This is a genomic window from Mesorhizobium sp. (genome assembly GCF_024509055.1).
Lineage (GTDB): Bacteria > Pseudomonadota > Alphaproteobacteria > Rhizobiales > Rhizobiaceae > Mesorhizobium.
In genome coordinates this window covers 1-12384 of record NZ_JANINM010000484.1, presented here as the reverse complement: position 1 = coordinate 12384, position 12384 = coordinate 1, and the positions used below count along the sequence as shown (strand labels likewise).

General features: G+C 64.9%; 11 protein-coding genes. 8 read left to right on the top strand and 3 right to left on the bottom strand.

The genetic code is table 11. The annotated features are described in order from the left end of the window. Window positions 1-781: SRPBCC family protein (locus tag Q0L57_RS28545; RefSeq protein ID WP_296746429.1), on the bottom strand; the 781-nt coding region annotated here is incomplete at its 3' end. A gap of 54 nt (window positions 782-835) precedes the next feature. On the opposite strand from Q0L57_RS28545, the gene Q0L57_RS28540 reads away from it, so the two are divergent. Further along, a complete protein-coding gene (locus Q0L57_RS28540; RefSeq protein WP_296746428.1) occupies window positions 836-1729 on the top strand; it encodes a LysR family transcriptional regulator in 894 nt (297 codons plus the stop codon). Between the two features lie 10 nt (window positions 1730-1739). Here Q0L57_RS28540 and Q0L57_RS28535 read toward each other — a convergent pair whose 3' ends face one another. Together Q0L57_RS28535 and Q0L57_RS28530 are read right to left on the bottom strand one after the other, a co-directional pair. Continuing rightward, entirely contained in the window at window positions 1740-2999 is a 1260-nt protein-coding gene (locus Q0L57_RS28535; protein WP_296746427.1) for an FAD-binding oxidoreductase, read from the bottom strand. Between the two features lie 13 nt (window positions 3000-3012). Beyond that, window positions 3013-5034 carry a prolyl oligopeptidase family serine peptidase gene (locus Q0L57_RS28530; RefSeq protein ID WP_296746426.1) on the bottom strand — a complete coding sequence of 674 codons (2022 nt, stop codon included), beginning with the start codon at window positions 5032-5034 and terminating at the stop codon, window positions 3013-3015. Window positions 5035-5239: 205 nt separating this feature from the next. Here Q0L57_RS28530 and Q0L57_RS28525 point away from each other — a divergent pair, with 205 nt between their 5' ends. The 7 genes from Q0L57_RS28525 to Q0L57_RS28495 all read left to right on the top strand — a co-directional run. Next, window positions 5240-6232: a membrane dipeptidase gene (locus Q0L57_RS28525; RefSeq protein ID WP_296746425.1), complete on the top strand. Its 993-nt coding sequence runs from the start codon at window positions 5240-5242 to the stop codon at window positions 6230-6232. Window positions 6233-6418: 186 nt separating this feature from the next. Next, complete coding sequence (locus Q0L57_RS28520; protein ID WP_296746424.1) at window positions 6419-7972, top strand: ABC transporter substrate-binding protein; 1554 nt, start codon at window positions 6419-6421, stop codon at window positions 7970-7972. 50 nt (window positions 7973-8022) lie between these two features. Next, a complete protein-coding gene (locus Q0L57_RS28515; protein WP_296746423.1) occupies window positions 8023-8970 on the top strand; it encodes an ABC transporter permease in 948 nt (315 codons plus the stop codon). Then, the gene (locus Q0L57_RS28510) at window positions 8948-9835 is read left to right on the top strand and encodes an ABC transporter permease (protein WP_296746422.1); all 888 of its coding nucleotides are present in this window, start codon (window positions 8948-8950) and stop codon (window positions 9833-9835) included. Before Q0L57_RS28515 ends, Q0L57_RS28510 begins: the two co-directional genes overlap by 23 nt. Further along, a complete protein-coding gene (locus Q0L57_RS28505) occupies window positions 9832-10812 on the top strand; it encodes an ABC transporter ATP-binding protein (protein ID WP_296746421.1) in 981 nt (326 codons plus the stop codon). The genes Q0L57_RS28510 and Q0L57_RS28505 overlap by 4 nt, the downstream gene beginning before the upstream one ends. Next, window positions 10809-11819, top strand: a complete 1011-nt coding sequence (locus Q0L57_RS28500; protein WP_296746420.1) for an ABC transporter ATP-binding protein — start codon at window positions 10809-10811, stop codon at window positions 11817-11819. Before Q0L57_RS28505 ends, Q0L57_RS28500 begins: the two co-directional genes overlap by 4 nt. Before the next feature lie 15 nt (window positions 11820-11834). After that, window positions 11835-12384: CocE/NonD family hydrolase (locus Q0L57_RS28495; RefSeq protein ID WP_296746419.1), on the top strand; the 550-nt coding region annotated here is incomplete at its 3' end.

Below are 12384 nucleotides of genomic sequence, written 5' to 3'. Positions count from 1 at the left end.
GTTGCGACAGGTAGGTCTCGATGAAGAAGGCCGTCTGCGATTCGAGCGGCGTGTAAGGCCCCGGACGATAGACCCGTGAGGCGATGCCTTCGGCATTGTCCTCGGTGATCTTCTTGTCCTGGACGGTGGTCACGTCCCACATCCAGGAAACCTTGTCGACGTCGATCGCCGGGTCGGCATCCTTGTCGACCAGCCAGGTCAGGATGACGTCGGTTTCGTTGGCGTTGCGCGGGATCATCTGGAACATCGTCAGATAGTCGTTGGGAGCGCTCAGGAACGAGAGGCGGCCGATGCGAAAACCGTTCTCGCCGCCGTCATAGGCACCGCGTCCGCCCATCAGGCGCGACACCGGCTGGCCGTCGTCGGAAAGGGTAAGGCGCCCCGAACCGATCGGCTTGCGATGCATGGCGAAGGGCATGGTGTCCAGGTCGCCGGGTTCCCAAATGCCCTTGTGAAATTCGGCGTCGCCGATCACGCTGTGCCAGGCTTCGACCTCCTCTTGCCATTCGGCCGCCTTGTCGTCGTCGCGCATGGCGGTCACCTTCACGTGGCCGTTGACACGGAAATATTCTGGATGCGCCGGACGGCAGTGGGAGCATTCGAGGAAGTTTTCCAGCACCAGCTTCCAGTTCGCCTTGGTCAGGTAGCTCTTGCGCGCCACGATGCGGGCGTTGGCCACGCCGTTCTCACGCAGCAGGTCGCCCAGCCCGGCGGCCGCCGGCTCCGATTTGCTGGCTGATGCCTTTTGGTCAGGCTTGCAGTAAATTACTGCAGCTATCAAGCATGGATTTGGCAGGCTTCCATCTCAAAAAGTCATGGAATACTCTGGCTGCCGATGAAGACGCTCAAAGCCTCGCTTCCCCTGCTCAACGCGATGGTCGCATTCGAGGCGACCGCGCGGCTCGGCAACCTGACGGCCGCCGCCACGGAGCTCGCCATCGCCCAATCGGCCGTGTCGCGCCATATCGCCAATCTGGAGAAGCGTCTGTCGCTCGACCTTCTGGCGCGCAAGGGCAACCGCGTCTCGCTCACCGAAAACGGCGCCGCGCTGGCCGAGGCGATAAGGGACGGGCTGGGCACGATCCGGGACGCGGTCGCTCGCCTCCAGGAAGCCGATCGCGATTCGCTCGTCATCGCCAGCGGCTACGACCTCGTCCAGGCCTGGCTTATGCCGCGCTTCGATCTCGTGACGTCGCTCGTCACGCATGGCCGCGTCACGCTGCTGACCTCCAGCCACCCGGACGATTTCAACCGGCCGGAAGTCGCGATTTCGATACGCTTCGGCCGGCCCGAGCTTTGGCCGGGCTTTGCCGCCCGCAAACTGTTCGACGGAGAGTGGTTCCCGGTCTGCTCGCCGGGGTTCCTCGAACGGCACCCCGCGCTCGCTTCAGAGGACCCGGCGGCCTTCCTCGATGTGCCGTTGCTGCATCTCGCCGCTCCCGACGATGCGATCGACAACTGGAAATCCTGGATCGGCACCACGCGCAACCTGCCCGGGCCGACCTTCTCAAGCTATCTGTCGATGATGCATGAGGCGATCGCCGGCCGCGGCGCTGCGCTCGCCTGGGCCGGCTTCGTCGAGGAACAGCTGAGACTCGGGCAACTGGTGCCGCTGGCCAAGACCCCGCGCCGCCATGCCGACGCCTTCTACCTCGTCACCCGCAGGAAGACGACGCCGACCGAGCAGATGGTGGCGCAGGCATTGCTGGACAGCGTAACGGCGCGCTGAACTAGCTTCCCTACTCAGCGGCAGCGGCGAAACGCTTTGCGCCGTGGCGTGCGCTCCAAGCGGGCATCGAGGCCTCGACATCTTCCTCGCTCGGGAAGGCATCGCGCGCGTAGCGGTCAATCCTGAAGCGGGCCGGATCGACGAAGCGCGGCGCATCCAGCAGGATCTCGCTGGCGAGCCGGCCGAGGCCGGGCCCATGGCTGACGCCGGTTTCGTTGTCGCCACCCGCGACGACGATGTTGGCGTGGCCGGGCACATGCCCGACCATCAAGCCGACATCCGGTGTGTAGCAGGGAATGCCCTGCGACCAGTTCGCGACCTTCGAGCCACGCAACGGCGGGAAGACCTCCTGCAGCTTGCCCATCTGGAAATCGACCATGGACTGCATCAGTTCGCGGTTGTGCGGCTGGCCGGGTTCGATGTCGCTCTCCTCCAGGCGGTGCATCGGCGTATAGTGGCTGCCCGTGCCCCACATGATGGCGCCGAAGGTCTCGCGCAGCCAGAGCCGCAGCTCGCGGCACTGGACCGTCGGCAGCGTCGACGGCAGGCCGCGATCGTCGGTGACGACGCGCGTGGCCAGCACACGCAGCAACGGCAAATGCCAGTCGAGGCTGGCGAGAACTTCATTGTTCCAGGCGCCGGCCGCCACAACCGCGCCGTCGGCCTCGATCGCTTCGCGGTCGGTATGCAGCGTGACCTTGCCGCCGGTGTTTTCGATCCTGCCGACCTTGGTTCCGCTTCGAACCACGCCGCCAAGCTTCTTGATCTCGTTGACCAGCACGCCGAGAGCCAGCTTGGTGTCGAGCTGGATGCCATGCGGATTGTAGGCGCCCGAGTGAACCTTTGCCGGATCGATAAGCCCGCCCATCTTGGCGCCGATCTGCTTGGCGTTCAGGTCCTGCATCTCCTTCGGCGCATAGGGCGAATTGAGCACTGGCAGCACGAAGTCCTCGCGCCCCTGCGGCGTGAGCGCCATGATCAGCGTGCCGTTCGGGCGATAACCGATCTCGGTGCCGAGCTCATGCAGCATGCGGTAGAAGTCGAGGCCGTATTGCTGGAGCCTGAGCCCCTCCTCGCCTGCTGGGATCATGCCGGCCGACCAGTGCGACACGAAGCCGGCGCCCGCGCTGGTGGTTGCCGCGCCCGGCTCGGTCGCGTCCACCAGCGTCACGCTCTTCACGCCCGATTTCAGCAAGTGATAGGCGGTCGAGCAGCCGATGATGCCGCCGCCCACGACCACGATATGCTTGCTGTTGGCTGCTGCCGGCATGTCTTTGTCCTCCTCAAACTTTCGCGGTCGAAGAACCGCCAACATAGCTATCGAGCCACCAGACGATGCGGGCGGCGGTGTCGATATATTCGGGATAGCCGCGCAGGCTGTGCCCTGCATTCGGATAGGTCGCGAGCGCGCTTGGCGAGCCTGAGCGAAGCGCCGCGAAATGGCATTCCAGCGCCTGGCCGGGCGGGGTGCTCTTGTCTATGCCGCCGGCCATGACCAGCGTCGGCACGCTGTTGAGCTGCCGGTAGAAGGCGGGGCTGCGGGTGAAATAGGCGCCGCCCTCTTCCCATGGCGAGGATTCCAGCATCAGGGCATCGAATTCGGGTATCTGCGTGGTGCGGTGCTGGCTGTACCAATCTCCGACGGGCGAGATCGGGATGGCGGCGGCGAAGCGGTCGCTGCGCGTCGGCAACCATGCGGACATGAAGCCGCCATAGCTGGTGCCCGTGATGGCAACGCGGCCCGGATCGACCAGGCCTTTTTGCACCAGTGCATCTATGCCGCTCAGTATGTCGTCGGCATCGGCGCCGCCCATGTCGCCCTGCACGGCGCGCGCGAAAGCGTCCCCGCGCCCGGTGCTGCCGCGCGGGTTGGGGAAAAAGATCGTCCAGCCGCGCGAGACCAGCAGCGGAGCAGCGCGCGTTCGCCCCATCCAGCGGTTGCGGTGCGACGAGATCGGCCCGCCATGGACATCGACCAGCAGCGGCGTCGGCCCGTCCGCCACCGGCGAACGCACGATCCATCCCTGGATTTCGAGCCCGTCCGGCGCAGACCAGGAGAACGGCTCCGCCTTGCCGAGGCCGGACATCGTCGACAGCGCACCGGGCGCGGCCAGCGAAACGATCTCCCGCAGTTCGCCGCCGACGACTTCGGCGAGGATCGGAGCCCGATCGTAGGCTTCGCCGACGAAGAGCGAGCCGGCAGTTCCCATCGGCACGGCGGAGGGCGCCCACTCGCCGCAGGTCAGCTCGGTGGACGACCAAAGCTCGGTCAGCGTCGCGCTGGAAATGTCGTAGTCGGCCACGACAGTCTGGTGACCGCGGATGCCTGACAGGTGCAGGCTTGTGGCGGAACGCCATTCGATCGAGGTGATGTCGATCGAGCCAGTCGGGACGACCGCAACCTCGCCATTCACCGGATCGAGGACCGAAAGCTGTCCGGCGACAAGACCGCGGTCGCTGCAGAAAGCCTGGATGAACGCGATGCGGGCGCCGCCGGGCGAACCGCGAGGGACGCCTATCTGGTCGCGCGGTGTGTGAAGAAGTTTCGCAGATCCAGACTTCGCGTCGATCAGCGACAGCTTCGCCGCATACCAGCTGCCCTCACCGTGGTCGCCGCTGGTCACGGCGGCGATGCTATCCGGGCCGCACCAACTCGCTTCCCAGATGTTGACGGGCGCCGATGTGACCGCTGTTGGTTCACCCTCGAGATCCCAGAGCCAGATGCGCCGCCAGAGGTCGTCGCCCTCTCCCCAACTGACCTCGGGCAGCCATGCGGGCGTATCCGTTTTCTGCTTCTGCGCGTAGCCGCCGTGAATGCCGGCAAGATCGGCGCCGGTGCCGGCCACGACCATGAGCAGGCGCTGACCGTCAGGCGACCAGTCGATCTGTTCGATGCGGCCGGGCACATCCGCCACGGCGATGCCTTGGCCGCCGGCGAGGAGCTCGATGCGGTCTACGCTCGCCCCGCTGCCCGCGCATGCGACCGCCAGGACCTGCCCGTCAGGCGAAAGACGGATTTGCCTCGTCTCGACATCGTTCAGCCGCTCGGGCGCCGCCTCGCCGCGAGCAATCTTGTACAGGCGGCTGACCGGCGCGGCCTTGAGGTCGTCCTCGAAGCTCTGGCCTATGAAAAAGACAGCATCTGCGGAAGCATGGCCACATGACGAGCGGGCCGCGAACACATGGCCCCGAAGCCCGAACAGGGCGGAATAGAAGCTTTCGGCTTCAGCGAATTCCGGGGAGGATCGGAAGTCGCCTCCCATCCGCTTAGCCGTTCCAGATCCGGCGCTCCGTACCCTGTCCATACCGTTTCCCAATGACGTACCTTGCCGGGCGCGGTCGCCGCATCTGGCATCGATGACGCAACCATAACGACGACTCGCGCTTTGTCTAGACACCAGTGTACATTGGATTGGGCCAGGGGCCGTAACGGCGCTATTGGCGGTTGACCCGTCCCGATCGGAGTGCGCAGATCGCGAAGGCGATGAACCAAATCCGGATGGGAACGCGATGAGCCTTGACGACAAAGTCCAGTCGATCCTGAACAGCGAAGTCATTTGGGACGCGCATTCCGGTTTCATGCCGGACCCGGCCGCCGACTTGAACAATCTGCGGATCTGGCGCGACGCGGGCGTCGACTACCTGTCGATCGACGTCGGCTTCGATCTCCTGCCCTGGGAAAAGACTGTCGCCACGCTCGCTTATTTCAGGCACTGGATCCTGGCGCGCCCCGCAGACTACGCGCTCGTCTCATCGACTGACGAAATCCTCGCCGCGAAGGTGCAAGGCAAACTCGCGGTTACCTTCGACATCGAAGGAATGAACGCGCTGAACGGCCGGATCGAGATGGTCGAATTCTACTATCGCCTCGGCGTGCGGCAGATGCTGTTCGCCTATAACCGCAACAACCTCGCCGGTGGCGGATGCCATGACGACGATATCGGCCTGACCGCGTTCGGTCGGCAGGTGATCGACGAGATGAACCGTCTTGGCATGTTCGTGGACGTGAGCCACACCGGCTATCGCACCACAATGGACGTGATGGAGTACACCGACCGTCCCGTTATCTTCTCGCACTCCAATCCGAAGGCCCTTTGCGCTCACGGCCGCAACATCACCGATGAGCAGATCAAGGCCTGCGCCCGCACGGGCGGCATCATCGGCGTCGTCGGCCTCAACCGCTTCCTCGGCGAGGGCCGGACTGATTCCGAAAGGCTGGCCGACCACGTCGAATATCTGATCGACCTTGCCGGCCCGCGCCATGTCGGCATCGGCCTCGACTACGCTTTCCCGGTAGAGGTCGAAGGCATCGACGACATCATTGCCAGCAATCCGCTCTTCTGGCCGAAGAACGAATACCCCGAAGGCAAGACGACCTACTCCGCTCCGGGCCAGACAAAGGAACTCATCGAGGTCCTGCTGCGTCGCGGCCAGCCGGAGCGAACGGTCCGTGACGTCATGGGCGGCAACTTCATGCGGCTTGCCGGCGAGATCTGGAAATAGCGATCGGAACGGCTGTCTCGTCGATCGACGGGTATCGGGAAAAGGCCTCCGGTTTCACACTGCATGATGCATTTTTTTCACTAGACATATGTGTATAGCCGGGGCAGGCTAAACGAAATGGAGGCCCTTGGAACGGTTTCCAACAAGCCGCCCAAGGCGCGCATCACACCAAAGAGGGGGTAGAAAATGACCGCAAACATCAACCTGACACGTCGTGGCGTGCTGGCCGGCGCCGGCGCGCTGGGCCTCGCTTCTTTGATCTATTCCACCAAGCGCTCGCAGGCGGCGGGATCGGTCCTCAAGGTGCGGTCGTATGGCGATATCCAGACGCTGGATCCGGCGTTCCGCCTCGCCGCGCCGGAAGGCGACATCACCAACGTCATTTTCGCCGGCCTGGTCGTCGCAACGCCTGGCGACAGCTGGGGCTGGAAGCCGATGGCTGTCGAGAAGATCGAACAGCTCGATGCGCTGACGATCGCCTTCAAGCTGCGCGACAATATCGGCTTCACCGACGGCTTCGGCCAGATGACGGCTGAAGACGTCAAGTTCTCGATCGAGCGCCTTGCCGATCCCGCCAACAAGTCCCCCTATGCGGGCGACTGGGCGACACTCAAGGAAGTCGAGGTCAAGGACAAGCTCTCGGGCATCATCCACCTCAAGCAAGCCTTCGCGCCGCTGTGGACGTCGACCTTGCCGACACCGTCGAGCACTATCTTGTCCAAGCGCGCCGTGACCGAGGCAGGCGGCAAGCTGGGCGTCAAGCCCGTCGCGCAGTCGGGCCCCTACCTGCTCAAGGAATGGACGCCCAAGCAGCGCACCGTGCTCGTCCGCAATCCCGACTGGAAGTACGAACAGGGCGGCTATGACGAGATCCACGTCCACCCGATCGAGGACGAAAAGACCGCCGAACTCGGCTACGAGGCGGGCGACCTCGACTACACCTGGACGTCGGTGTCCTCGATCAAGCGGCTAAAGGAGACGCCGCCGGCTGACACCGTCGTGGTCGAAAAGCCCTCGCTCGCTTTCGTCTGGCTCGGCATGAACCAGATAGCGGCGCCCTTCGACAATCCCGACCTGCGCCGGGCCGTCCAGTATGGCGTCGACCGCAAGGCTGTTGTCGATGCGGCCTATTTCGGCGCCGCCGCCACCTCGACCGGCATCATCGCACCCGGTCTGATCGGCCATCGCGAGAAGAACCTTTTCGAATACGACCCGGACAAGGCGCGCGATCTGGTCTCCAAGGCTGGCGCCAGCGGTGTCACCGTGACGCTCGATATCCTCAACAAGGCGGAGCGGCTCTCGGCGGCGCAGGTGGTGCAGGCCAATCTGCAGGACATCGGCATCAACGTCGAAATCAAGCAGAACGACAGCGGCACGTTCTGGACGCTGGGTTCGAAGGACAACCCTTACTACAAGAAGCTCCAGATGGTGCTGTCGCGGTTCTCGATGCAGCCGGATCCGAGCTGGGCGACGGAGTGGTACACGACCAGCCAGATCGGCGAGTGGAACTGGGAGCAGTTCAGCAACGCGGAGTTCGACAAGCTGGTCACCGAAGGCAAGGTCGAGCTCGACCCAGCCAAGCGCGACGTCATGTACAAGAAGATGCAGGACCTGATGGAGGAGAGCGGAAGCTACGTCTTCCTCACCCATGAGGTCACCGGCGTGATGTACCGCAAGAGCGTGGCGGCCGCCCTCAAGCCGAATGGCGAGCCTTGCTTCGCGGACTTCAAACCTGCCTGACGTGATGGACGACCACGGCACGGCGCGGGGCGGATCGACCGGTTCCTGAGATGCTCCGCTATGCTCTGAAAAGACTGGGACTGGGCATCATCATCGTGAGCGTCGCGATGGTGATGCTGTTCGCCATGATCTATGTGATCCCGGGTGACCCGGCATCGGTGGCCCTCGGCCCGCGCGCCACGCCCGAGATGGTCCAGGCGCTGCGCAGCCGCATGGGGTTGGACCAGCCGATCTGGATCCAGTTCGCGAGGTTCTATTTCTCCGCGCTGCGCGGCGACCTCGGCACCGAGGTGCTGTCGGGCCGGCCGGTGCTGAACGCCGTGTTCGAGCAGTTGCCGTACACCCTGGCGCTGATCGCGGGGGCGATATCCTGGTCGGTGCTGCTCGGCATTCCGCTGGGCTGCATCGCGGCGGTGCGGCGCGGCGGTTTCGTTGACCGTGTCATTGGCGTCCTTTCGGTCGCCGTCATCGCAGTGCCGTCCTTCGTCATCGCCATCTACTCGCTGCTGGTCTTCGCCGTCGCCCTGCAGTGGCTGCCGGCCATCGGCGCCGGCGAGCCCGGCAACCTCACCAGCCAGCTGAAGCACCTTGTCCTGCCCTCGCTTTCGATCGGGGTCGGCTGGGTGGGTTACATCGCGCGCATGGTGCGAGCCTCGATGCTGGAGACGCTGGAAGCCAGCCACATCCGCACCGCGCGCGCTTTCGGCCTGACCGACCGGCGCATCACCTATTCCTATGCCCTGCGCATCGCCATCCTGCCGACCGTCACGCTGCTCGGCGTCGGCATCGGCAATATGGTGTCTTCCGCGGTCTTCGCCGAGATCGTCTTTGCCCGTCCCGGCATCGGCAAGCTGGTCTACGAAGCGATTTCCGTGCGCAACTATCCGGTCGTCACCGGCGCCGTGCTGGTGACGACCGTCTTTTTCGTCGCGGTGAACGCTCTCGCCGACATCCTCATTGGTGCGTTGGACCCCCGTGTCAGAACAAGCTTTAGTTGACCGGCCGCCGCGCCAGCGCTTCGCCAAGGCGGGTCGCATCCTCGGCCGCATCATTCGCGAGCCACTCGGCGCGTTCGGCCTGACGCTTGTCGTGATCGTCGTGCTTTCGGCCCTCTTCGCCGACGTGCTGACCAGCTATGCGCCGACGAAACTCGCGCCCGCCGAGCGCTTCGCGCCGGCAAGCCTCCATCATCTGCTCGGCACCGACCATCTTGGACGCGACCTGTTCTCTCGCGTTCTCCATGGCGGCCGCATCGCGCTGGCGATCGCGCTTGGCGCGACCGGGCTGTCGCTCGTCGGCGGCATCGTGCTCGGGCTGATCGCCGGCTACGGGCCGCGCTGGCTCGACAATCTGATGCTCTTGCTCTTCGACGCCATCAAGAGCTTCCCGACCGTGATGCTGGCGCTGACTCTGGTGACGCTCACGGGACCTTCGCTGCTTGCGGTGCTGATCGTTGTGGTGCTGGTCAATGTGCCTGGCTATGCCCGCATCATCCGCACGCAGACGCTCGTGCTGAAGTCGGCCGAGCATGTGATGGCGGCGCGCTCGATGGGCGCGAGCACGGCCCGCATCCTTACAGTCCACATATTGCCCAACGTCATCGGCCCCATCCTCATCCTCGCTTCGATGGACATCCCGGTCGTCGTGGCGATCGAAGCCGGCCTGAGCTTCCTCGGCCTGGGCGTCAGGCCGCCTATGCCGAGCTGGGGCTCGATCCTGAACGACGGCTTCGTCAACATCCGCGACTCCTACTGGATCGTGATCGCCGGAGGGCTGCCGATCATCCTGACCACGCTCGGTTTCACCTTCCTCGGCGAAACCCTGCGCGACGTCTTCGACCCCAGGCTGAAGAGGCGCGCATGACTGTCCTCGACATCAAGGACTTGAGCGTCGATTTCGCCACCGAGGCCGGCACATTGCAGGCGCTCCGCAAGGTGAGCCTCGAGGTGCCGACAAACCGGATCGTCGGCGTCGTCGGCGAATCCGGCTGCGGAAAGTCGACCCTGATCAATTCCATTCTCGGCCTGCTCGCGGACAATGGCACCGTGACGTCGGGCCAGATCATATTCGACGGCAAAAGCGATCTGGCCGGCCTCGACGGCGACGGCATGCGGGCGCTGCGCGGCCAGAAGATCGCGACCGTCTTCCAGGACCCGATGGGGGCGCTCAACCCGGTGCTCTCCGTAGGCAAGCAGATGCGCGACATCCAGTACCGCTCTGGCCGGTCGCGCAACGAGAAGGACGCACTGTCCATCGAGATGTTGCGCAAGGTTCGCATCCCCGACCCCGAGCGCCGGCTGGCCCAGTTCCCGCACGAATTCTCCGGCGGCATGAAGCAGCGCATCGCGATCGCCATGGCGCTGCTCATGCAACCCTCGCTGCTGATCGCGGACGAGCCGACCACGGCGCTCGACGCCACGCTCGAAGTCGCCATCATCGAGCTGCTCAAGGACCTGCAGAAGCAGATCGGCTGCTCCGTGCTTTTCATCTCGCACCATCTCGGCGTCATCGCCGAGCTGTGCGACGAGATGATCGTCATGTATGCCGGCGAGGTCGTCGAGCGCGGGTCGACCCGCGACATCTTCCACAACCCGCGTCATCCCTACACCAGGAAGCTGCTTGCCTGCGATCCGGCCAGGCTTTCGCGCCGCGAGCCCCGGCTGCCGACCATTCCCGGCACCCTGCCGGACCTGCGTAACCGTCCCAAGGGCTGCGTCTTCCAGGCACGCTGCGAACTCGCGGACGATGTCTGCTCGAAAATGCCGCCCGATACCGCGCTCAGCGCGTCTCACGTCGCGCGATGCTGGCACGCCGGCGAAACGGCCGGAGCGGCCGCATGACGACCGAACCCTTGCTTTCCGTTTCCGATCTTCGGGTGCGCTTCCGCATCGGCGGCATGATGAGCGCGCTGGCCGGCCGCCGCACCGAGATCGATGCCGTCGCCGGCGTCGGCTTCACGCTGGAACGCGGCCAGACACTCGCGCTGGTCGGCGAGTCCGGCTCGGGCAAGACCACGCTTGCGCGCGCTGTCAACGGGCTGCAGCCAGTGGCGGGTGGTTCGATCCGCTTCGAGGGCCGGGAAACGCGCGAGTTGACGAAAGCGGACTGGAAGCCGCTGCGACGCAAGATGTCGATGATGTTCCAGGATCCGGTCGGCTCGCTGTCGCCGAGGCTCAGTGTGCGCTCACTGCTGGCTGAACCTTTCGCCATCCATGGCCTGTCCGGCCGCAGCCTCGAAGCCGAGGTGGAGCGCCTGCTCGCCCTGGTCGGCCTTCCGCGCGATTTCGCCGACCGCTATCCGCATCAGCTCTCCGGTGGCCAGGCACGCCGGGTTGGCGTTGCAAGGGCCGTGGCGCTCGACCCGGTGCTGATCATCGCCGACGAGCCGACGGCCGGCCTCGACGTGTCGATCCAGGGTGAGGTGCTCAACCTGCTCAACGATCTGCGCGATCGCATGGGCCTGTCGATGCTCATCATCACGCACAATCTGCATGTCGTGCGCCAGATCGCCGACCGGATGGCGGTGATGTATCTCGGACGCTTCGTCGAGGAAGGCGATACGGAAGCGATCTTCCAGGCGCCACATCATCCCTACACTGCCGCGCTGCTTTCCGCGAACCCCGAGCCCGATCCGGACAAGGTGCACAACCGCATCCCATTGCCAGCCGAGGTGCCGTCGTTGCTCGACAGGCCTTCGGGGTGCGAGTTCCACACGCGCTGTCTGTTCGCCCAGGATATCTGCCGAACGCAGGCCCCTGCGCCCTCGGTGGCCGGATCGAGCCGGCTCACCTGTCATTTTCCGCTCAATGGCGGCCCAAGCGCCGCCGAGACATTCGCCACAAGCTGAGAGAAGGTCCGTCCGATGAAAGACATCCGCGTGGTCACCGATTTCCCGCGCAAGGTCCGCGAGATCGAGAACCTGTGGATCCCAATGCCGGACGGCGTGAAGCTCGCCGCGCGCATCTGGCTCCCGCAGGACGCCGAGGCCGATCCGGTGCCGGCCGTGCTCGAATATCTGCCCTACCGCAAGCGCGACGGAACGGTGGAGCGCGACGCACTCACCCATCCTTATTTCGCCGGCCACGGCTATGCCGGGGTTCGGGTCGACATGCGCGGCACCGGCGACAGCGAAGGGGTCTGCAAGGGCGAGTACCTGAAGCAGGAACAGGACGACTGCATCGCCGTCATCGAATGGCTGGCCAAGCAGCCGTGGTGCTCGGGCACGGTCGGCATGATCGGCATCAGTTGGGGCGGCTTCAACGGACTCCAGGTCGCGGCCCGCCGGCCGGCGGCGCTCAAGGCCGTCATCTCCTTGTGCTCCACGGACGACCGCTACAATGACGATGTCCATTATCTTGGCGGCGCGCAGATGTGCGACAACCTGATCTGGGGCACCACCGCCTGGGCGATCG

Coding starts and splice junctions, on each gene's coding strand:
- Q0L57_RS28535 (WP_296746427.1), bottom strand. CDS start 2,999: ATGCCGGCAGCAGCCAACAGCAAGCATATCGTGGTCGTGGGCGGCGGC.
- Q0L57_RS28515 (WP_296746423.1), top strand. CDS start 8,023: ATGCTCCGCTATGCTCTGAAAAGACTGGGACTGGGCATCATCATCGTG.
- Q0L57_RS28520 (WP_296746424.1), top strand. CDS start 6,419: ATGACCGCAAACATCAACCTGACACGTCGTGGCGTGCTGGCCGGCGCC.
- Q0L57_RS28530 (WP_296746426.1), bottom strand. CDS start 5,034: ATGGACAGGGTACGGAGCGCCGGATCTGGAACGGCTAAGCGGATGGGA.
- Q0L57_RS28525 (WP_296746425.1), top strand. CDS start 5,240: ATGAGCCTTGACGACAAAGTCCAGTCGATCCTGAACAGCGAAGTCATT.
- Q0L57_RS28505 (WP_296746421.1), top strand. CDS start 9,832: ATGACTGTCCTCGACATCAAGGACTTGAGCGTCGATTTCGCCACCGAG.
- Q0L57_RS28500 (WP_296746420.1), top strand. CDS start 10,809: ATGACGACCGAACCCTTGCTTTCCGTTTCCGATCTTCGGGTGCGCTTC.
- Q0L57_RS28540 (WP_296746428.1), top strand. CDS start 836: ATGAAGACGCTCAAAGCCTCGCTTCCCCTGCTCAACGCGATGGTCGCA.